At 64.0% G+C, this 20,310-nt stretch carries 22 protein-coding genes; 18 read left to right on the forward strand and 4 right to left on the reverse strand.

What is annotated here, in order from left to right; all coding sequences use genetic code 11:
* Positions 1-77: 77 nt before the first annotated feature.
* From ACVWY5_RS12495 to ACVWY5_RS12510, 4 genes are all read left to right on the forward strand, one after another.
* On the forward strand, positions 78-737 hold the full coding sequence (locus ACVWY5_RS12495; RefSeq protein WP_233285872.1) for a GntR family transcriptional regulator: 660 nt from the start codon (positions 78-80) through the stop codon (positions 735-737).
* A 114-nt stretch (positions 738-851) separates the two neighbouring features.
* Positions 852-2,531, forward strand: coding sequence for an AMP-binding protein (locus tag ACVWY5_RS12500; RefSeq protein WP_028334117.1), 1,680 nt, complete (start codon positions 852-854; stop codon positions 2,529-2,531).
* An 11-nt stretch (positions 2,532-2,542) separates the two neighbouring features.
* Positions 2,543-3,847: an acyl-CoA dehydrogenase family protein gene (locus ACVWY5_RS12505; protein WP_028334118.1), complete on the forward strand. Its 1,305-nt coding sequence runs from the start codon at positions 2,543-2,545 to the stop codon at positions 3,845-3,847.
* 135 nt (positions 3,848-3,982) lie between these two features.
* Positions 3,983-4,177, forward strand: coding sequence for a hypothetical protein (locus tag ACVWY5_RS12510; protein ID WP_028334119.1), 195 nt, complete (start codon positions 3,983-3,985; stop codon positions 4,175-4,177).
* A 132-nt stretch (positions 4,178-4,309) separates the two neighbouring features.
* On the opposite strand, the gene ACVWY5_RS12515 is transcribed toward ACVWY5_RS12510, so the two are convergent.
* Positions 4,310-4,549, reverse strand: coding sequence for a hypothetical protein (locus tag ACVWY5_RS12515; protein WP_028334120.1), 240 nt, complete (start codon positions 4,547-4,549; stop codon positions 4,310-4,312).
* Positions 4,550-4,828: 279 nt separating this feature from the next.
* Here ACVWY5_RS12515 and ACVWY5_RS12520 point away from each other — a divergent pair, with 279 nt between their 5' ends.
* Complete coding sequence (locus ACVWY5_RS12520; protein ID WP_028334121.1) at positions 4,829-6,121, forward strand: c-type cytochrome; 1,293 nt, start codon at positions 4,829-4,831, stop codon at positions 6,119-6,121.
* Between the two features lie 64 nt (positions 6,122-6,185).
* On the opposite strand, the gene ACVWY5_RS12525 is transcribed toward ACVWY5_RS12520, so the two are convergent.
* Together ACVWY5_RS12525 and ACVWY5_RS12530 are read right to left on the reverse strand one after the other, a co-directional pair.
* Complete coding sequence (locus ACVWY5_RS12525; protein WP_038377457.1) at positions 6,186-6,467, reverse strand: beta/alpha barrel domain-containing protein; 282 nt, start codon at positions 6,465-6,467, stop codon at positions 6,186-6,188.
* 16 nt (positions 6,468-6,483) lie between these two features.
* Positions 6,484-8,454, reverse strand: coding sequence for a 4Fe-4S binding protein (locus ACVWY5_RS12530; protein ID WP_028334123.1), 1,971 nt, complete (start codon positions 8,452-8,454; stop codon positions 6,484-6,486).
* Positions 8,455-8,602: 148 nt separating this feature from the next.
* On the opposite strand from ACVWY5_RS12530, the gene ACVWY5_RS12535 reads away from it, so the two are divergent.
* From ACVWY5_RS12535 to ACVWY5_RS12580, 10 genes are all read left to right on the forward strand, one after another.
* A complete protein-coding gene (locus ACVWY5_RS12535) occupies positions 8,603-9,358 on the forward strand; it encodes a biotin/lipoate--protein ligase family protein (protein ID WP_038377458.1) in 756 nt (251 codons plus the stop codon).
* The gene (locus tag ACVWY5_RS12540) at positions 9,355-9,894 is read left to right on the forward strand and encodes a DUF6505 family protein (protein WP_028334125.1); all 540 of its coding nucleotides are present in this window, start codon (positions 9,355-9,357) and stop codon (positions 9,892-9,894) included. Before ACVWY5_RS12535 ends, ACVWY5_RS12540 begins: the two co-directional genes overlap by 4 nt.
* Positions 9,891-10,898 (forward strand): DUF6352 family protein, encoded by a 1,008-nt coding sequence (locus tag ACVWY5_RS12545; RefSeq protein WP_028334126.1) that lies wholly within the window; start codon positions 9,891-9,893, stop codon positions 10,896-10,898. The genes ACVWY5_RS12540 and ACVWY5_RS12545 overlap by 4 nt, the downstream gene beginning before the upstream one ends.
* The gene (locus tag ACVWY5_RS12550) at positions 10,895-11,410 is read left to right on the forward strand and encodes a DUF3305 domain-containing protein (protein WP_028334127.1); all 516 of its coding nucleotides are present in this window, start codon (positions 10,895-10,897) and stop codon (positions 11,408-11,410) included. Before ACVWY5_RS12545 ends, ACVWY5_RS12550 begins: the two co-directional genes overlap by 4 nt.
* Positions 11,407-12,027 carry a DUF3306 domain-containing protein gene (locus ACVWY5_RS12555; RefSeq protein ID WP_028334128.1) on the forward strand — a complete coding sequence of 207 codons (621 nt, stop codon included), beginning with the start codon at positions 11,407-11,409 and terminating at the stop codon, positions 12,025-12,027. Before ACVWY5_RS12550 ends, ACVWY5_RS12555 begins: the two co-directional genes overlap by 4 nt.
* A 129-nt stretch (positions 12,028-12,156) precedes the next feature.
* Complete coding sequence (locus tag ACVWY5_RS12560) at positions 12,157-12,936, forward strand: Cro/CI family transcriptional regulator (protein ID WP_028334129.1); 780 nt, start codon at positions 12,157-12,159, stop codon at positions 12,934-12,936.
* A gap of 29 nt (positions 12,937-12,965) precedes the next feature.
* Positions 12,966-13,184, forward strand: a complete 219-nt coding sequence (locus tag ACVWY5_RS12565) for a twin-arginine translocation signal domain-containing protein (protein ID WP_028334130.1) — start codon at positions 12,966-12,968, stop codon at positions 13,182-13,184.
* Positions 13,185-13,186: 2 nt separating this feature from the next.
* Positions 13,187-16,129 (forward strand): formate dehydrogenase subunit alpha, encoded by a 2,943-nt coding sequence (locus tag ACVWY5_RS12570; protein WP_028334131.1) that lies wholly within the window; start codon positions 13,187-13,189, stop codon positions 16,127-16,129.
* Positions 16,130-16,142: 13 nt separating this feature from the next.
* A complete protein-coding gene (gene fdh3B / locus ACVWY5_RS12575; protein WP_011088224.1) occupies positions 16,143-16,739 on the forward strand; it encodes a formate dehydrogenase FDH3 subunit beta in 597 nt (198 codons plus the stop codon).
* Positions 16,740-16,780: 41 nt separating this feature from the next.
* Positions 16,781-17,773 carry a formate dehydrogenase subunit gamma gene (locus ACVWY5_RS12580; protein WP_028334132.1) on the forward strand — a complete coding sequence of 331 codons (993 nt, stop codon included), beginning with the start codon at positions 16,781-16,783 and terminating at the stop codon, positions 17,771-17,773.
* A gap of 29 nt (positions 17,774-17,802) precedes the next feature.
* Here ACVWY5_RS12580 and ACVWY5_RS12585 read toward each other — a convergent pair whose 3' ends face one another.
* Complete coding sequence (locus ACVWY5_RS12585; RefSeq protein ID WP_283809427.1) at positions 17,803-17,925, reverse strand: hypothetical protein; 123 nt, start codon at positions 17,923-17,925, stop codon at positions 17,803-17,805.
* Positions 17,926-18,624: 699 nt separating this feature from the next.
* On the opposite strand from ACVWY5_RS12585, the gene ACVWY5_RS12590 reads away from it, so the two are divergent.
* The 3 genes from ACVWY5_RS12590 to ACVWY5_RS12600 all read left to right on the forward strand — a co-directional run bounded on the left by ACVWY5_RS12590 (position 18,625) and on the right by ACVWY5_RS12600 (position 20,035).
* Positions 18,625-19,278: an ATP-dependent Clp protease proteolytic subunit gene (locus ACVWY5_RS12590; protein ID WP_080667075.1), complete on the forward strand. Its 654-nt coding sequence runs from the start codon at positions 18,625-18,627 to the stop codon at positions 19,276-19,278.
* A gap of 137 nt (positions 19,279-19,415) precedes the next feature.
* Positions 19,416-19,595: a hypothetical protein gene (locus tag ACVWY5_RS12595; protein ID WP_160321798.1), complete on the forward strand. Its 180-nt coding sequence runs from the start codon at positions 19,416-19,418 to the stop codon at positions 19,593-19,595.
* 122 nt (positions 19,596-19,717) lie between these two features.
* Positions 19,718-20,035: a hypothetical protein gene (locus ACVWY5_RS12600; protein WP_028334134.1), complete on the forward strand. Its 318-nt coding sequence runs from the start codon at positions 19,718-19,720 to the stop codon at positions 20,033-20,035.
* Positions 20,036-20,310 lie beyond the last annotated feature (275 nt).

A 20,310-nucleotide genomic window follows, 5' to 3' on the forward strand; every position in this document is an offset into this window, starting at 1 on the left:
AAGACGATCCGGAGTCCGGTCGCCTGATGAGCGAGAGGATCGCAAGCGAGATTCGCAGCGCGGTGCTGAGCGGCGAGATGCGGCCAGGCACGCGGATTCGGCAGGAGCTCCTTGCGGCTCATTTTGGAGCAAGCCGCATTCCCGTGCGCGAGGCGCTGAAGCAGCTCGAGAACGAGGGGCTCGTCGTGATGGCGCCGAACCGTGGCGCCTGGATTGCGGACGTCAATTCGGAAGAATCGATCGAGATCTACAAGATTCGTGAAGCTGTCGAGCCGCTCGCCATCGGCGAAAGCGTTCCAAATCTGACCGACGAGGATATCGAGACGCTTGACCGCATTGTGCGCGAACTTGAGCAGGTCACGACGCTCGAGGAATACATCCAGCTCGATCGGGAGTTCCATCTGCGGACCTATTCGCGGGCGCGGATGCCGCAACTGCTTGCGATGGTCGAACGCTTCTGGAACAGCACGCAGCATTTCCGGCGGCAGTTTGTGAGCGAGACCTACGCCAAGGACGGGTTTCCGTTCTCCGATCCCCAGCATGTCCTGATCATGGACGCGATCCGGGCGCGCGATGTCGAAGCTGCACAGGTGTTGGTGCGCCTCCACATCCGGCGCACGCGCGTTGTCATTCAAGCAAAAGAGAGTGGGGCGGCCCAGCCGCCCCTTGCAAGCCGTGCCGCGCTTCCGCATGCGCGTCTCGGCTCGGTCTATCGAGGAAAAAGTGCCAATGAGTAGTGGCGGCGAACGTCTTTTGCCACGGTTCCTGCTGCGCCAGGTGGCGGCGGCGGACCATAGCGGCCGCCGGACCGGACGGGGCTGCCATCGTTACGACACTGGTGGCGAGCGGCGATGACGGTCGGCCTGGATTCTGTGTCGCGGGCGCGCGCTTACGAGGAAGCCGCGGGCCGGCTGCGCGCGCGGCTCGGCGAATCGTCGATCGCTCCGCCCGATCCTGGACAGCGGACGGCGCTCGATCTGTTTCGTGCCGCGCCGCGCGAGGCGCCGGCGGTGTTCTATTTCGATGCGACGCAGACCTATGCCGATATCGATCGGCTGAGCGACCGGCTCGCCGCCCGCTTCGCGCAAAAAGGAGTCGGGCGCGGCGATCGGGTGGCCGTCATTCTTCAGAATGTGCCGCAGTTCGTCATCGTCAGCGTGGCGGCCTGGAAGGTCGGGGCCATAGTCGTCAGCCTCAACCCGATGTACCGCACGCCGGAGCTTCGCAAGCTGTTCGGGGATTGCGAACCGAAGGCGGTGATCTGCCACGACGATCAATGGGAGAACGTTTTTCCGGCCGCCGGTTCGGTCGATTCCGGGCTGGTGTTCTGGACCGGCGCTCGGGAATTCCAGACGCGAAACGACGTCCGGGTGCTGCCGGTGCCGGGCGCAGCTCCGCCCGCCCAGGCGCTGGCGACGGTTTTCGCCGAAAATGCACCCGCACCACCGGCACCAGTTCTGACTTCCGACGACGTCGCCCTTCTCTTGTATACCTCTGGAACCACGGGCGTTCCAAAGGGCGCCATGCTCACGCATCGCAATCTGGTGGCGACCGCGTTGATCTGTTGCGATCATTTCGAATTGAACGGCACGTCGCGCATCTTTGGGGTCGCGCCGCTGTTCCACATCACCGGCTTTGAAATCCAGATGGTCGCGGCGTTTGCCGCGCGTGCGGCGATGGTGCTGACCTATCGCTTCCAGCCCCAGGTCGCGCTCGATGCCTTCCTTGAATGGCGGCCGACATTCATCGTCGGTGCCATCACCGCGTACATCGCGCTGATGAACCAGGCTGACGCGACGAGCCGGCATTTCGAAAGCTTCGTACATATCTATTCCGGCGGCGCGCCGATCGCGCCCTCGGTCATCGATGCCTTTGCGAGTCGGTTTGGACGGGCGATCCGCAGTTCCTATGGAATGACCGAACTGACCTCTGCAAGCCATCTTGCGCCCAACGAAGGTCGGATTCCGGTCGATCCTGACTCAGGCGCGCTGTCGATCGGCAGGCCGACTTCGGGCGCCGATGCGATCGTCGTCGACGACGAGCGCCGCCCGCTGGGACCCGGCGTGCATGGCGAGGTGGTTGTGCGTGGCTCAGGTGTGATGGCCGGCTACTGGAGGAAGCCGGCGGAAACCGACGAGGTGCTGACCAACGGCTGGCTGCATAGCGGCGACGTCGGCTTCTTTGACGAGAGCGGCTGGTTCTACCTCGTGGATCGCAAGAAGGACATGATCTCCGCGTCCGGCTTCAAGGTCTGGCCGCGCGAAGTCGAAGACGTGATCTATGGCTTTCCGGGCGTGCGCGAAGCAGCCGTCGTCGGCGCCGCCGATCCCTATCGTGGCGAGACGGTGGTCGCCTTCGTCTCCGCTCAACCCGGCATCGTGATCGACGTTGCCGCGCTCTCGCGCTTTTGCCGCGAGCGACTGGCGGCCTACAAGTGCCCGGTCGACATTCGCGTGCTGGACGATCTGCCGAAGACGGAATCCGGAAAAATCACCCGAAACACGCTCAGGGACGGCCTGCGCGGCCGGTAAGGAGAATCTACGTGGATATCACCCAAAGCGAGCGCAGCCAGCAACTGGCCGCGGGTCTCCAGCGCTTCATGATGGAGCACATCTACCCGAATGAGCGCCGATACTATCAGGAGGCCGAGCGGCTCGGGCCCTGGGCTGTGCACCCGGTTGTCGAGGAACTGAAGCCGCGCGCACAACAGGCCGGCCTGTGGAACCTGTTTCTGCCCGCTCACGAGGACGGGCTGACCAATCTCGAATATGCCCCGCTATGCGAGATCATGGGGCGTTCGCATCTTGCTCCCGAGGTCTTCAATTGCAGTGCTCCTGACACGGGCAACATGGAGACCATCCTGCGCTACGGTACGGAGGCGCAGAAGGAAAGCTGGCTGAAGCCCTTGCTGGCCGGCGAGATCCGTTCTTCCTTTGCGATGACGGAGCCCGACGTTGCCTCGTCTGACGCGACCAATGTGGCCAGCTCGATCGTCCGTGATGGCGACGATTACGTGATCAACGGTCGCAAATGGTACACCACCGGCGCCACCGATCCGCGATGCAAGATCATCATCTTCATGGGGCAGACAGATCCGCAGAATCCGGATCGCCACAAGCGTCAGTCGATGATCCTCGTGCCGAAGGAGACGCCCGGCGTTCATGTCGTCCGTTCGCTGCCCGTGCTCGGCTTCTACGGCGTACCGGATCGTGCATCCGAGGTGATATTCACCAATGTACGCGTGCCGGCCGCCAACATGCTGCTCGGTGAGGGGCGTGGGTTCGAGATCGCGCAGGGGCGGCTGGGACCCGGACGCATTCATCATTGCATGCGGTTGATCGGCCTCTCCGAGCGCGTGCTCGAGCGCATGTGCCGGCGCGCGCTGAAACGCGTCGCCTTCGGCAAGCCTCTCGCCGAGCAAACCGTGACGCTCGAGCGCGTGGCCGAAGCGCGCATGAAGATCGACCAGGCGCGGCTGCTGACGCTCAGAGCTGCCTACATGATGGACACGGTTGGCAACAAGGCAGCGCGGCAGGAAATCGCGATGATCAAGGTCGTTGCGCCGAACATGGCGCAGACCATTGTTGACTGGGCGATCCAGGCGTTCGGGGGAGGCGGCACCAACAACGACCATTTCCTTTCGGCAGCACTCGCGACGACTCGCTTGTTGCGACTGGCCGACGGCCCCGACGAGGTTCATCGCAACCAGATCGGCAAGCTCGAATTGCGCCGATGGCTCAATGTCGATCCCGCACGAACCGGCGGTGGCGCAGATCCGTTGTCGCCCGATGAATCTGAATCCTGGTCCGAAGGCGGCTTGTGGCCGCGCCCGAAGGATTTGCCATAGGCGCGTTGGGGAGAGCTGGAGCCGGAGGGCATCGGCTCCAGCGATGATCAACAAAAGGAGAGTTGTGAGCGATCTCACAGGGGGACGTCGAGTCCTGCACTAGTCAGGAATTTCTCAGAACCAACGGAGGTTCGCGTGAAGCTCCTGATGATCGCCGGCCTGACCGCCTTCGCGCTTTTTCTGGCTGCGACGAATGTCCCGAGATCGCATCCATCGTCCGTCAGCCACACGTCAGCGGCGGGGATGCCCGCTGTGCAAGAACAAGACAAACTGCCGGTCGAAGATTTCGACGATCGATCGCTGGTGTTTCCGAGGGGAACTCAGCAGTAGAGAGAAATGGTGCCGTCGCATCCGAACGCATTGCGGTTCGGGGCGAGCGGGCCGGAAATCGTCTGGCGTTGAACGGCCCGACGCGTCGGACGATTTGTCCGCGTGCACGACCGTCCCCTCGCGGGCTGTGTTTCAAAAGCTCATGAAGATCGGGTTGATCCCCGCGGGATCGCCGACATGTCCCGGGAATTGAAACGGCGCACGGTGGCGATCGACTATCAGGATTGCCAGAAGGAGCGCTAAGACGGCAACGATGTAGATCAGCAGTGGCGACGCGTCCCGGGTGGCGGGATTGCGATCCCGCGGCGGCAATACGCGAAAGTGCCAAAAGCGCGAGATGAACTGCAGATATGCTTTCGGATGTATTTGCATGTTCGACCTCGATTGTGAGGCGCCTTTGCCAAGACTGCGACCGCGTGGGCCGCCCTTCAAGGCGCCGCTTGTCGCACCCCGAACCGAATACGAGCTCCCTTGTTGACTACTGGTGAAATGGGCACGTTGTTGCCAGGGGCCAAGCCCGTCGCCCACAGACACGCCAGATTTCCAGAACGATCGCCGGTGGGGCCGATGGACGCCAGGGGAGCACTTTGGCCGGGCAGCAAAAACGGGCAGAATGGCCCGGGGGCTTCGCTGCGAGTGTCTCCGACGGACATGGATTTGATTTTGCGTCTCGCCACGTTCCTTGTGACGGCATCGCTGCTTCTTGCGCTGCAACCCGCGCAAGCGCAATTGGCCGGACACGGCGGACCTGTCCGCGCGATCGCCGTTTCAGGCGACGGCAGGACGGTTCTGTCGGGCAGCTTCGACACTGCGGCGATCCGATGGTCGCTGGCAACCGAGTCTGCGGAGCAGGTCCTTCGATTCCATTCGGGTGCGGTGAATGCGGTCGCCTTCCTCGGCGATGGAAGAATGGCAACGGCGGGTGCGGACGGCCGGATTGCGATCTGGACGTCGGGCCGGCCGCAGCCGGACCGGGTCTTCGCAGACCATACGGGACCCATCGTCGGGCTCGCCGTTTCGCCCGATGCATCGAGGCTCGCATCGGCCTCGTGGGACCATACCGTGCGGCTCTCGTCGTTGTCCGACGGGGGCTCGCGCGTGCTGCAAGGTCACTCGCAAAACGTGAATGGCGTGGCCTTTGCCCCCGACGGACAATCGCTGGTGAGCGTGGGCTACGATCTGACGGTGCGGATCTGGCGCCTGCCGGACGGCAGCGCCGAGGTCGTCACGGTGCCGTTGCCGCTGAATGCCGTGGCCATCTCGCCTGACGGCGAAATCGTCACCGGCGCAGCGGACGGCAAGCTGCGCATGATGTCCGCCGAAGGCAAGGCAAGCGGCGAGGTCATGGCCGGTGCCACGCCGATCGTCGCCTTGGCGGTCTCGCATGACGGCGCCTTGATCGCCGCGGCGGCCATTGACGGCACGGTGGCGATCGTCGATCGCAAGGCGCGCAGCGTGCTACGCACGCTCGCCGGGCTGGGCGGGCCGGCTTGGTCGGTGGCATTCCTGCCCGATGGCGTGACGCTCCTGACCGGCGGCGCCGACGGCAAGATCAGGCGCTGGAATGCACTGACCGGCGCGGCGGCCGGATCGAACGTGGTGGGCACGCCGGGGGACCCGCTCGCCGGCTTTGCCGGCGACCACGGCGCCGAAGTCTTCAGGGCCTGCGTCGCCTGCCACACATTGTCGGAGACGGAGGTGCAGCGTGCCGGTCCGACGCTTGCCGGCCTGTTCGGTCGGAGGATCGCCTCGCTGCCGGGCTATCGCTTCTCCGACGCACTCAAGACGATGGACATCGTCTGGACGCCGGAGACCGTCTCAAAATTGTTCGAGATCGGGCCGAACGCCTATACGCCAGGCACGAAGATGCCGGAGCAGCAGATCGGCTCGGCCGAAGATCGCCGCGCGCTCACGGACTTCCTGGCGCGCGCGACGTCGAAATAGCCCGATTGGCGCTAGCCGCCTTGCGGCGTCCTCAAGCGAAGGCGTCACGCCGCGATATGAGGCTCTAATATCCCGGCCATTGCTCCACTGGAATTTTCGTCAGCTCCGGGTTCTCCTTGAGCATGTGAGCGATATTAATGTTGGGATGTTCCTTGAGCGCCGCCACGACGCACTGGTTGACGTATTTGCGGCGGGACAGCCACTTGATCTTCTTGCCCTTCGCCTCGGCCTTGCAGGCGACGACCGCCTGCTTGAGTGCAACCTTTTCGGCTTTGGTAAGCGTGGCGGCCTCGACGGCTGTGCCGCCAAGGACGGTGGTGACAAGGCACGTCGACAGAACCTTCATGAATCGAGGCATGCGGCTAGTCCTTGTTCTCGCGTTGACGCAGGTAGTCATCCGTCGTCCGTGGTGGCGCGCGTTCCGGCACGTCCTGGATCGGATCGAACTGTTGTTCGCTCATGACAATGACCCGGCAATCGGCGCACATCCGCAAGGCCTCGGTCCGGCGGTCCCCGGCAGGGTACATCCAATGCCGTCCCTCGAGTTTGGTCGCGATCCGATCGATCGTGCTCTTGACGCCGAACGGCGTGCCACAGCGAACACACAGGGCCGGTTCTTCTTCCTTGATCACCCGCGCCGGCGCGCGTCTTGCCCGGAAATCGATCTGCGGGGTGAGCCTGATGACTTTTTCAGGACAGGTGCTCTGACACAAGCCGCACTGCACGCAGGCGTCTTCCACGAATTTGAGGACGGGGCGGTCCGGATCGGCGCGGAGCGCGCCGGTTGGGCAGGCCGAAACGCAGGACAGGCACAGCGTGCATCCGCCGATATCGACGGTGATCGCACCGATCGGTGCACCCTCGGGCAAGGCGATCACGTCAACCGGTTTGGGGGCGAGGCGATGCAGTTCGCTCAAGCCGAAGCGAAGCAGATCGCCGCGCTTGCCGACCGTCAGGAAAGTCGCGGGATTATCGAGACCGGCGAGGGGGCCAATCCCCGTCAGTTGCTCGGCCAGAGTGTCGGGATCGTCGGTTTCGATCGTGCTCACGCGGCGGCCGTCAAATCCGAGTCCGGCGAGAATGGTCTCGGCCATCCGGATTGTCTGCAACGAACCGGTCACGTCGTGTCGTGGCTTGGCGCGCAGCAGGAGCCGCACGGCAGCTGCGCCATAGGCGAAGGCCCCGATGATGGCTTCCAGGCCGATCTGCGTCAGCTCGTTGACGGCGAGCGGAAGCACATTGGCCGGCAATCCGTCGCCATGGCGGGCGAGCGCATCGATCAGCGGCGTGCCATGCTGGCTGTCATGCAGCAGCAGGACCGGATGCGTTCCGCCGGCCTCGCGATAGGCGCGCAACATGGCGCGGAGGATCTGCACCTGGGTATCGGCGGGTGGCAGCGCGTAGGATGCCGCTCCCGTGGGGCAGGCGGCCGCGCATTGCCCGCAGCCTGCGCACACCTCCGCGTTGACCGCGACATGGTCGCCGTCCGGCGTGATCGCGCCGGTCGGGCACAAATCGAGGCAACGATGGCATCCGATCAGCTTCGAGCGCGAATGCGCGCACAGACTGGGTGTGAAGTCGACATATCTCGGCTTGTCGAAGCTTCCGACGAGGTCACGGGCCGCAAGCACCGCACGCAGCACGGCCGCGGGATCTCCCGGATCCGCGCGGAGATAGCCGTCCCGCAGATCGTGTGCGGGAAACAGAGGCGGCTCGCCGGAGAGGTCGAGCACGAGATCACAGCGCGAGATCGCGCCGTTGCGCGGGCCGTCGAACACGAACCGGGCGCGTGAGGACGGGCGTGGCTGGGCGTAGTCGTCGATCGTGAGCTCGAAGCCGCCAAAATGCCCCCGTGCGTTGCGGATCGTGCCCTTCACGATCGGGAACACGGCTGCGGCAGGCGGCACGACGTCCGCCGGCTTCCTGAGCATGACCGTGACGTCGAGATGGTCCGCCAGCAGCCGGCCGGCCTCGATCGCGGCCTCGTCGCGCCCATAGATCAGGATGATGCCATCGCTCGACAATGTGACCAGCGGATAGTCCGGCGCGGGAACCGCCGCCGCCGCAAGCAGTGCCGCCATCTTCGGGCCCGCCTTCGCGCCGTCGCGCGACCAGCCTGCCGTCTCGCGGATGTTGACGAAGCTGGTCGGGCCAGCGCGTTCGCCCATCTCATTGGTGAACTGGCCGGCCTGCTGTGTGCAGGCGACGGTCAGCGGGCCGTCGGCTTTCGCGGCGTTGCGGAAATGTTTGAGCTCCGCGCCGCAGAGATGACGATGGCTCCTGATCTCGCAGTTGGGACATCCACGCTGGATCGCGGCCACGTCAAGGCGCATCGTGTCTTCACACGAGCAGATCAGGACGGTCTTCGCTGGCTGCTCCAGGTCGATCCCTCCGTTGGTGCGGCGCCGTCTTACGGACTCGCGCCATTCCTTCACCTCGTATAGATATTCACTATCGGGAAGAAAAGGAAAGTGGAGGACCTTGCGGTCGACCCGAACCAGCCGGGTCTCCGTGGCGGAAGCGATCCATCTGCCGCCGCCATTCACGCTCGTCCGGTTGCGTGAGAGCGGAGACGCCTTTGCTCACGCTTGCCGCATTGCACCTAAAGGCGGTGCCGGCACGCTGGTGTGCGTCGGCCGGTTCGATCTTGCCGAATTCGCCGTGGTGCTCGAGCCGGGCGAGCCCTTGGCCACCGCACGGCGCGCCTTCTATGCGGGCATGGTCGCACTCACCGACGCTCTGCGCGCCTATGCGCCGCCGCACAAGACGGTCGCGATCGGCTGGCCCGACACCGTCGTGATCGACGGTGGGCTGGTCGGCGGCGGACGGATGGGATGGCCGAGGTCCGCGCGCGAGGACGAGCCGCCTGCCTGGCTGGTGTTCGGCGCCATGATCCGGACGGTGGCAATGGCCGATCAGGGACCCGGCGTCCATCCGCTCGCGTCCGCGCTGGATGAGGAGGGGTTTGGCGAAGCGGGAGCCGTGCAGGTGACCGAGAGCTTTGCCCGGCACCTGATGCGGGCGATCGATACCTGGCAGACCGATGGCTTTGGCGGCCTCGCGCGCGACTATCTCAGCCGGGTTCCCCGCGAGGGGCGAACCGTGCTGCGGATCGATGACGGCGGCGATCTCCTCACGCGCCGCATCGGTGCCGACAGGATTGAACGCAGCGTACTCGTCAAGGCGCTCGGAACGCCGTCCTGGTTCGATCCGAAGCTCGGAGGGCCGCGACTGTGAAACTGCTGCGCAGCATCGCGCTCGATCCCTCCGACACCTTCGTATTCGATGTGGCGGCCGAGCCCGGCGAATGGGCCGTCTCCGGTGCCTTCCGCTTCTGCGACCAGGATCCGACGAAGCTGACCGGCAAGGCGCGCGTCGCGTTCCGCAGCGGCTTCCTCGGGGTGCAATCCTGGGGCTGGTCGACGTTGGCGCAGATTGTGCCTGCCACCGAGAACGATTGCAGCGCGTTGATCGACCACCTTGCGAGGCAACTCGTCGATCGCTTCGGTGCGCCGGATCTGGCGACCGCGCGGACGGCAGCGGAAGAGGAGGTCGTCTTCGCGCAGTCGCTCTGCAACCATCCGGTCAGCTCGCTCATTGCCGTTCACCGTTCGGTGAGCGACGGCGAAGTCCGGGAGTCGTTCCGCAGGCTGCAACTGCGCCAGGGTCAGGGACACAGCAAGGCGTTTTCGTTCATGGAAGTCGAAGACGATGTCGAGCCTGACGGTGATCCCAGGCTTGCCGATATGAGCGGGGAGCCGCGGCACCGATGAATGATTTCTGGATCGCGTGTGGCCACCATCTGCTCGATCGCGACGAGAGCGGCGGGCTTTGCGTTACCGACGAGTTCCTGAAGGCCTATTTTGCTCGTCCGGAGCTGATTCCGCCGGACGAAGCATGCCCGGTCGAGCGGCGGCTGCACCGCGCGCTGCTCGCGGGTCCCCGCAGGCCGGTCGGCGCGGAAGAAATCGATGCGATTGTCGATGCGGATGCCCGGGAGAACTGGCGGCTCGTGCTTGCCTTCCGCGATCTCCTCGTGCGGCATCCGACGCTGGAGCAGGCCTATCTTGCAACCGTCCGGTCCGGGACGAACGATTTGCCGCCGCTGTTCGTCAATCAGCTTGTGCACGTGATCCTGCGCAATGCGCTCGATGGCTGCGATGACCCGTTCGTGCTGCGCGCAGCCGAGCTGTTCTTCCGCCCGCAGCGCATCCTGCCGCAGGAGCAGGCCCTGCTGCTCGGCGATGAAGAGGTCGTCGGTGGACAGACTCCGACCCCGGTGCTCTCGCTGATGTCGATGCTGGGGGCGGTGACCGATGCTGAGCTCGACGTCTTGCGCGAGGACAATGCCGACGACTACTGGCGCCGGAGCGATCAGTTCGACATGGCATTCGACCTCACCGCAGGCGGCCACGGGCCGGCGGCGCTGGCACAGGCGATGGTGCGCTGGATCTCCCATCTGCTCGGGATCGACGTCAGCATTGAGCCGCTGCGCGAGCTGCGTGATGCACGTCTCACCTGGTATGTCGGGCTCGACGCCGACGCGACCAGGCTCGGCGACCGTCTCTGGCATGGCGAGCAGCTCGACGACCGCAGCGCCGGACGTGTGCTCTCCTTGTTCCGCCTGACGTTTGCGGAAACGAGCGCGGCCGCAGACGAGACGCGGGGCGAGCCGGTCTATCTCATTCTGTCGATGAACGCCGATCAGAAGCTCCGGATGAAGCCGCAAAATTTGCTGACGGGGCTGCCGGTCAAACATCTGGAGATGGCGACATGAGCCCGGCTGCGCTGCCGCTTGTGCGCGTCCCCGTCGGCGTTGTGGTCGAGCGGCACCAGGCGGATTCGCCGTGGACCGACTTTGTCTGGCGCGCTGTCGCTGTGTTGCCCGACGAGCCGGACACCAAACCCTGGACGGTGCTTCGCGAAGAGAACGGGACGACGCTGTTTTATGCCGGCAGCGCCACGGTCGATCTCTATGGTTCCGAGACGGCGCGCTATCGCGACAATCTCGCCTCGGGCAGTCCGGCCATCTGGACCGTCTTGTCGCCGGCGGAAGGCGCCCGGCCCTATTCGGTGGCTGCCGCGACCGCCGATCCTTCGGAGGGCGAGGCGTTCACGGAGGCCGGTGCGAACCTGGTCGAGGCCGTTCCCATGCCGGAGATGCTGCGTGAGCAGATTGAAAGCTTCATTGCCGAGCACCACGTCGAACGGGAGTTCTTCAAGCGCAAGCGACGGCAGGCCGATCCGGAGGCGCTCGCGCGCCGGCAGCATGAAGGCGGACACGAATGAGTGAGGACAAGTTCCTGGCGCGCTGGTCCCGCCGCAAGCAGGAGGCAAAGGCGAACGCCACGCAACCGGACCCGGCAATGTGCGACGACATGCAGTCGATGCCGCCGCCTGCCGTGAACGATGATGACGCGGAATTCGACCTTTCGAGCCTGCCTTCGCTTGACTCGATTACGTCGGCGACCGACATCACGGCGTTCCTGCGCAAGGGAATTCCGCAGGAGCTGACGCGTGCGGCGCTTCGTCGCGCCTGGAGCGCCGATCCCGTCATTCGCGACTTTGTCGGGCTTGCCGAGAACGCCTGGGACTTCAACGATCCGGCCGCGATGCCGGGCTTTGGCCCGCTGGATTGCTCCGAGGCTGAGCTCACCGCGCTCATCGACAGGATCGTCGGCGGCCTCGGCAAGCCGGCCGAGGCGCCGCCTGCGCGTTCGGTTGAAGTCGCGGATTCGTCGCAGGAATTGCGCGAGGTCGAGTTGCCGGGCATCGCCACCGAAGAAGCCGCGACCACGGGATCTGCACCTGATCCTGCTGCAACGCAACGAACGCTCGCCGAAAGCTCCGACGGCGAACGGGTGTCGGTTGAGCGCCGCACGCACGGCAGTGCGCTGCCTCGCTAGGGACCGCGACGAAAGGCCATAGCTTCAGACTATGCGAGCTGATTGACCCCCCGTTGGGCCGGGACTAGGCTTCGCTAGCGCTTTGTAAGAAAAGCAAAATCAGCACCCGGGACTTGGATGGAGGTCCACGTGCGCGATGCTGGCCTTGAGCGAGCCATTGACGCCGCTGGCGGCGTTGCAGAGCTTGCGCGCAAAATCGGGATCAGCCAGCCCTCTGTTTCGAACTGGAGCAAGGTGCCCGCGCAACGGGTGATCGCTGTCGAAGCCGCCACAGGCATATCGCGCGATAATTTGCGGCCTGATCTGTACGGCGAGCCGCTCCTCTTCGAAGCGCCGATCGATTCTGTCGATGTCGCGCGTGCGCAGGAATATCTGCTGCTCGCGACACTGTTGTCCGCCGCACCATCGAAGAAACTGCTCGATCAACTGGCTGCATTGACCGCCGATGCGACGCCGCTTGGGCGCGCGCATGCCGCGCTGGTCGAATCCGCCGCCAATGCAGTCGCGGCGAAGGTCGAACGCGAATATTTCGATCTGTTCACAGGTCTCGGCCGCGGCGAACTCTTGCCCTACGCCTCCTATTATCTCACCGGCTTTCTCAACGAGCGGCCGCTGTCGCGTCTGCGCGCCGACCTCGCTGCGTCCGGGATCGAGCGCATCGCGAACAATTCCGAGCCGGAAGATCACGCGGCGATCCTGTGCGAGATCATGGCAGGCTTCGCGGGAGGGCGTTTCCCGGCGCCGTTCGACACGCAGCGCGCCTTCTTCGGCAAACACGTCGCGCCGTGGATGGGGCGGCTGTTCGTCGACATCGAGCGCGCGGAGAGCGCCGTCTTCTATCGTGCGGTCGGTGCGCTTGGTCGCGCCTTTATCGAGATCGAGACAGAAGCATTCACGTTCGCGAACTGACCCGCATCCGCGGGTCCAGGAGAGATGCGATGAGTGAAGACAGGACTACCACAGTCGGGCGCCGCGATTTCCTGCGCAAGGTCGGCGTCGGCACGGTGGGCGCCGGCGCGACCCTCGCAACGCCGCTGGTCGGCTCTGCGCAGGCTGACAGCGAAACGAACGATGAGAAGCGCAAGGCGCGCTACAAGGAAACCGATCACGTCAAGGCCTTCTACCGCGTCAATCGTTATCCGGCCAAGGGAGGTTGACCGTGCTGATCAAGCGAACAAACCAGCGTTCCCCGCGCCAGGGTTCCGCCGCCAGCTCCCCTGCAGATCAGGCCGGTGGCCTCGACCGCCGCAGCTTCCTGCGCAAATCCGGTCTTGCCGGCGGCGCGCTTGCCGCGTTCGGCACCTTGCCGCTCGGCAGCGTGCGCAAGGCGGAAGCCGCGGCGGCCGGTCCGCTCACGGCGGGTGCGACCGTCCGCAAGAGCATCTGCACGCATTGCTCGGTTGGGTGCACGGTGACGGCCGAGGTCTTGAACGAGGTATGGATCGGCCAGGAGCCGAGCTGGGATTCGCCGATCAATCGCGGCTCGCATTGCGCCAAGGGCGCCTCCGTGCGTGAGCTCGTGCACAGCGAGCGGCGGCTGCGCTATCCGATGAAGCTGGTGGGCGGGCAGTGGACCCGCGTCTCCTGGGACACCGCAATCAATGAGATCGGCGACAGGATTCAGGCTGTCCGTGAGAAGTCGGGTCCCGATTCCGTCTATTGGCTCGGCTCGGCCAAGATGACCAATGAAGGCGCCTACCTGTTCCGCAAGCTCGGCGCGTTCTGGGGCACCAACAATACCGATCACCAGGCCCGCATCTGCCATTCAACCACCGTCACCGGCGTCGCCAACACCTGGGGCTACGGCGCGATGACCAACAGCTACAACGACATCCGCAATGCGAAGACGCAGGTCATCCTGGGTGGCAATCCGGCCGAGGCGCATCCGGTCTCGCTGCAGCATCTGCTCGAGGGCAAGGAGCTGCAAAAGGCCAACTTCATCGTGATCGACCCGCGCCTGACGCGCACGGCCGCACACGCGACCGAATATGTGCGGATGCGGCCGGGCACCGACATCCCGGTGCTCTACGGCATGATGTGGCACATCCTACAGAACGGCTGGGAGGACAAGGAGTTCATCCGGCAGCGCGTCTACGGTTTCGACGACCTCAAGAAGGAGGTCGAGAAATGGCCTCCTGAGGAAGTCGAGCGCGTCACCGGCATTCCCGGCGAGCAGCTCAAGCGCGTCGCCAAGATGTTCGCTACCGAGAAGCCGGCAACGCTGATCTGGGCCATGGGCCAGACGCAGAAGACCGTCGGCACCGCCAATGTGCGGGCGAGCTGCATCGCGCTGCTGATGACCGGCAATGTCGGCAAGGCCGGCGCCGGCGCCAACATCTTCCGAGGCCACGACAACGTACAGGGCGCGACCGATGTCGGGCTCGATATCGTCACGCTGCCGTTCTACTACGGCCTCGCCGAAGGCGCCTGGAAGCACTGGTCGCGGGTCTGGGAGGTCGACTATGACTTCCTGAAGTCGCGGTTCGATTCCAAGCAAATCATGGAAACCCCCGGCATTCCGCTGACCCGCTGGTTCGAAGCGGTGACGTTGCCGAAGGAGCAGGTTGCCCAGAAGGACAACGTGAAGGCGGTGTTCGTGCAGGGCCACGCCTCCAACAGCATCACCCGTATCCCTGAATCCCTCAACGGCCTGAAGGCGCTCGAGCTGCTCGTCATCGCCGATCCGCATCCGACGACCTGGGCCTCGCTCGCGGTCGAGGCGGGACGCACGGAAGGCGTCTACATTCTCCCGGTCGCCACCCAGTTCGAGTGCAAGGGCTCGCGCGTCGCTTCCAACCGATCGCTGCAATGGGGCGAGCAGATCGTGAAGCCGATCTTCGAGTCGAAGGACGATCTCGAAATCATCTATCTGATGGCGAAGAAGCTCGGCTTCGCCGATCAGATGTTCAAGAAGATCAAAGTCGAGAACAACCTGCCCGAGGCCGAGGACGTGCTGCGCGAGATGAACCGCGGCAGCTGGTCGACCGGCTATTGCGGACAATCGCCCGAGCGCCTCAAGGCGCACATGAAGAACCAAGCGAAGTTCGACATGCTGACGATGCGGGCGCCGAAGGACGATCCCGAGGTTGGCGGCGACTATTACGGCCTGCCTTGGCCGTGCTGGGGATCACCCGAGGTCAAGCACCCCGGCACGCCGCTGCTCTACAACACCAATCTGCACGTGATGGACGGCGGCGGCACGTTCCGGCCGCGGTTCGGCGTCGAGCGCGAGGAGAAGCTGCCGGACGGCACGACGCGGAAGGTAAGCCTGCTCGCGGACGGCTCCTATTCATTGGGGTCGGGAATCCAGGACGGCTATCCGGAATTCACGCTGGCGAGCCTGAAGAAGCTCGGCTGGGACAGCGAGCTCACCGAAGCGGAAATGGCCGTGATCAACAAGATCAATCCGGCCAATCCGGACACGGTGTCGTGGTCGCTCGATCTGTCGGGCGGCATTCAGCGCGTCGCGCTGGCGCACGGCTGCGTACCTTACGGCAACGGCAAGGCGCGCATGAATGCCTTCGGCTTGCCGGATCCGATCCCGGTCCACCGCGAGCCGATCTATACGCCACGCGTCGATCTCGTCGCCAAATACCCGACACTGCCCGACGCCAAGCAGTTCCGGATGCCCAATATCGGATTCTCGGTGCAGAAGGCCGCAGTGGAGAAGGGCATTGCAAAGCAGTTTCCGCTGATCCTCTCGTCCGGCCGTCTGGTCGAATATGAGGGCGGCGGCGAGGAGACGCGCACGAACCCGTGGCTTGCCGAGTTGCAGCAGGACATGTTCATCGAGATCAATCCTGCCGATGCCGCCGATCGCGGTGTCAAGGACGGTGGCTGGGTCTGGGTCACCGGCGCCGAGAACAATTCCAGGGCAAGGATGAAGGCGCTCGTCACCGAGCGGGTCGGCAAGGGCGTTGCATGGATGCCCTTCCATTTCGGCGGCTGGCTTGCGGGCAAGGATCTTCGCGGCAACTACCCGAAGGGCACCGATCCGATCGTGCTCGGCGAAAGCGCGAACACGATCACCACCTACGGATACGATCCCGCGACGGGCATGCAGGAGCCCAAGGTCACTCTCTGCCAGATCGCGGCGGCATAAGGGAGCAACGACGATGGCACGTATGAAATTTCTCTGCGACGCCGACCGTTGCATCGAGTGCAACGCCTGCGTCACGGCTTGCAAGAACGAGCACGAGGTGCCCTGGGGCATCAACCGCCGCCGGGTCGTCACCATCGCCGACGGCAAGCCGGGCGAACGCTCGGTCTCGATGGCCTGCATGCACTGCACGGACGCGCCCTGTGCGGCGGTGTGCCCGGTGAATTGTTTCTATACCACCGCCGACGGCGTGGTTCTGCACTCCAAGGATCTCTGCATCGGCTGCGGCTACTGCTTCTACGCCTGTCCGTTCGGCGCGCCGCAATATCCGAAGGTCGGCAATTTCGGCTCGCGCGGGAAAATGGACAAATGCACCTATTGTGCTGGCGGCCCCGAGGCCGATGGCAGCAAGGAAGAGTACGAGAAATACGGCGCGAACCGGCTTGCCGAAGGCAAGCTGCCACTGTGCGCGGAGATGTGCTCGACCAAGTCGCTGCTCGCCGGCGACGGCGAGATAATTGCCCAGATCTATAAAGAGCGCGTGCTGAAGCGCGGCTACGGCTCAGGCGCATGGGGCTGGAAGACCGCCTATCGCGAGACGATCGAGTCCTGACGACGACCTGGCGCGGGTCGCGTCGATATCGGGAGGACCTTATGGCGTGTTTTGCACGATTTGTTCGGCTCGTCCTTGGCGTGGCTGGACTCCTGCTGCTCGTCTCCGCGGCTTCCCCGTCCGTAGCCCAGCAGGTCAACCCGACTGCAAGCGCGGTCAAGGAGCAACAGCTCCTGCAGGAACTGAACCGGGTGCAGGGACGCGTCAGCATTCCCGACCAGCGCTCGGGCGTTCTCGAACAGCCGGCCGGCCGTGAATGGCGCGAGTTCCGGAACGTGACGCTGCGCTGGATCGGGGGCATCGCCATACTTGGCATGCTCGCGGCGCTGGTCATCTTCTATCTCAGCCGCGGGATGGTGCGGCTGCAGAGCGGTCGTTCCGGCCGGACCATCGTGCGCTTTTCCGCATTCGAGCGCTTCGTGCACTGGATGACGGCGACTTGCTTCATCATTCTGGCGATCTCGGGGTTGAACGTCACTTTTGGACGTCCATTGCTGCTGCCGTTGATCGGCCACGAGGCGTTTTCCGAATGGTCGCAATGGGCGAAATATGTTCATAACTATCTCAGCTTCCCGTTCACCATCGGCGTCGTGCTGATTTTCCTGATGTGGATCGCCGGCAACATCCCGAACAAGGTGGATGTCGATTGGATCAAGCGTGGCGGCGGCATCGTCGGGCACGATCATCCGCCGGCCTATCGTTTCAACGCCGGCCAGAAGGCGATCTACTGGATCGTGGTCATCGGCGGAGGTCTGGTGGCAGCGACGGGATATGCGCTGATGTTCCCGTTCTACCTGTCAGGCATCGAAGGGATGCAGCTCGCCCAGATCGTCCACTCCATCGTGGCGATGCTCTTCACGGCAGTGATGCTGGCGCACATCTATATCGGCACGATCGGCATGGAAGGCGCGTTCGAGGCGATGGGAAGCGGCACCGTCGATGTCAATTGGGCCAGGGAGCACCACAACCTCTGGCTTGAAGAAGAGAATGCGCGCGATGCGCGACCCCAGCCCTCCGTCACCGCGGCGGAGTAGGGCGCGCGCAGCCGTTGAACGCGAAATTGCTATAGCCGTACGCCCGTCGTTGCAAAGGCCTGTGCGACCGGTTCTTGCACCCGGTTCAGCGCCAGGGCCCCGATTGCCGACACGACGACGGCGGCCACGCAGGCGAGCAAGAAGACTTTCATTGTTGTTCTCCCAAATCGATCGGGATGCCGTGAGAGTTTACACAAGATGAAGCGTTGCGGACATCGTTGTCCGGCGCGTGTGAGCGGCCGTAGCTCAAGCCATGGGGCGCAAGCGGCGGCTTTCCGGGACGCTGCACCCTCGAGACGCCGCATCCCGCGTTAGGTTGCCTTGGCGACCAGCAGTTCGCGTGGAGCGTGGATTGATCGCGCATTTCGAGCCTAATGGGATTCCTCAGGCGGTCCAGTCCCCTCAAGGATCGGGGGCAAAAAGAAACAAATGAACTGAACGACTTAAGGTGAAGATTGTCGGTGACCCGATGCTGGATTGGACCGGCTGATCCTAAGGTCCCGGTAGATGATGTTCGCTCTCGGCACAGAGCGTGCGCTTGAGGGTCAGCGTCGCTCTCTAGACGTCAAAATGGCGCTGCCGCCTGCGCGCTTGCTGAATTGGGTTTGATTCAGATCAACCCACGATGCGCGTCGATGCTCTGTTTATAGTGGGAGGTCCCGGGTCCAATGGGGAGCGCCGTGGCAGCCTGGAAACACGCTTTGAGGGTCCTCCGCGCGACATTTATCGACGGCGACGCAAACGGCCGGAGCGCCACGCATGGGTTGCTGCCACCCCGAAGCGATGTCGCAACGGGTCGGCTTCATTCTCGAGCGCCTGCAATTCGCCCGATGCGGATTGCGGGATGCGTTTTGAGCATCGCGGTCGTGCTGACCTCGACGAACTGTCTCGCGATGGAGTTCTCCCGTGTCCGGGGGTGCTTTGGAGATGTCTTGAAGCTCAGCGGAGATATTCGGGATGGGGACTTTGTCCGCTTTCGCGGATATCTGGCGACTGAGCGCCGGGTCGTTGGCCTCGATCTCGATTCCCGAGGTGGGTCCCTCTACGAAGGCTTCCGAATCGCCATGCTCGCGCACCAGAAGCAAATCGCCAGTTACGTTTCCGGAGAATGCGACTCGGCATGCGCTTTCATTTTCCTGGCGAGCAGGAAGCGTTATGTGGCGTCAAATGCCAGGATCGGCGTCCATTCGGTTTCCAATTTACACGGCAACGAGGACAGTCGAACGATTCGTGACACGATCAAGCTTGCGAGGTTGTCGGCCAAGCTCCGTATTCCTCCGTCGGCCATCGGCAGGATGGTCATGACTCCGCCGGGAAAGATCTCCTATTTGAACAAGGAGGAGCTCGCTTCGCTGAAGGTCATGGAGCGGAATCCGTTTGATCGCACCGCTCGCACGGCGACCGCGGAATCAAGAAGTGGCTCCATGTGCGGCGCGGCGCCCTCGAAGAGCGCGTCGGAGGAGGAGCGGCCGATGCGGAACGCCGCCGGCTCGAAGGGAAGCTAGAGCGCTGGTTGAGTGGGCCTTGGGCCGAGTCGGCTCGGATAGCCCAATTGGGTCAGTCAAGCCGTCGCACGTGACCCTGACTGCTTGGCACAAGCTGCACTGGTCTCCCCGTTTCACCGCGATCTACAATCGCAGCCATGGGGTATGCCAGCGACAGATTTCGGGGAGTGCGTGGCGCAAGCCAGCCGGCGGGCGCTCGCAATTGGCTGCGTCGCTGGCTTGAAGCGGCCGACGGCGATATTGCCTTCAAGGTCGTGGTCGTGACGGCCGGGATGCTGTCGAGCGCGGCGATCGCCTTTGGATTGCTATCGTCCTGAGCGCGCCTCTTGTTGGCCGTGCGTGATGCTGTAATCGTCGTTCTGAGGTGCTCCGCCCGCGAAGCTCTGACAATATGAGCTATCGTCTTCAGCACGACACGGATGATTCCCGGCGGCAATGAATGCACTTCGAATTAGCTGAAAAATCGAGCGGACGTCGAGACCGTCTGGCGGCCAGGTTGGGCGTCGGGGCCTGCGCCGCGACCTTCCTGTTTTGCTGCGCGCAACAGACGGCCGCGCTGCCGCTGACGCCTTTCCGCTATGAAGCCCAGGCTCAGCGGCATTGCCCCGGCGATAGCGTGGTCTGGCTCGATTTTCGGCGCGGACGCTACTACCTCAAAGGGCAAAGCCGCTATGCCAGGGGCTTCGATGGTGGCTTCGTGTGCAGGAATGAAGCGCGCGAGAGCGGCTATCGGCGTTCGCTGCTCGGCCTTCGGTGACATCACCGAAGGCCGGCCTGTCACGCAAAAGCGGCGCTACCATCCATAATCGTAGCGTGGCCGAGCGTAATAGCCATAGCCTCCTCCCGGCGGACAATAGTCGTAGCCATAGCCGCCGCCATAGCCGTATCCACCGCCATAGTAGGGATACCCGCCATAGTAGGCCGAGCTCGCGATGGCTCCGCCAACGATCGCACCGGCGGCAGCGGCGCCCCAGCCTCGATAGCCCCATCCACGATAGCCTCCCCAGCCGCCGTAGCCGCGCCAACCGCGAT

The organism is Bradyrhizobium sp. USDA 3256, assembly GCF_054058275.1.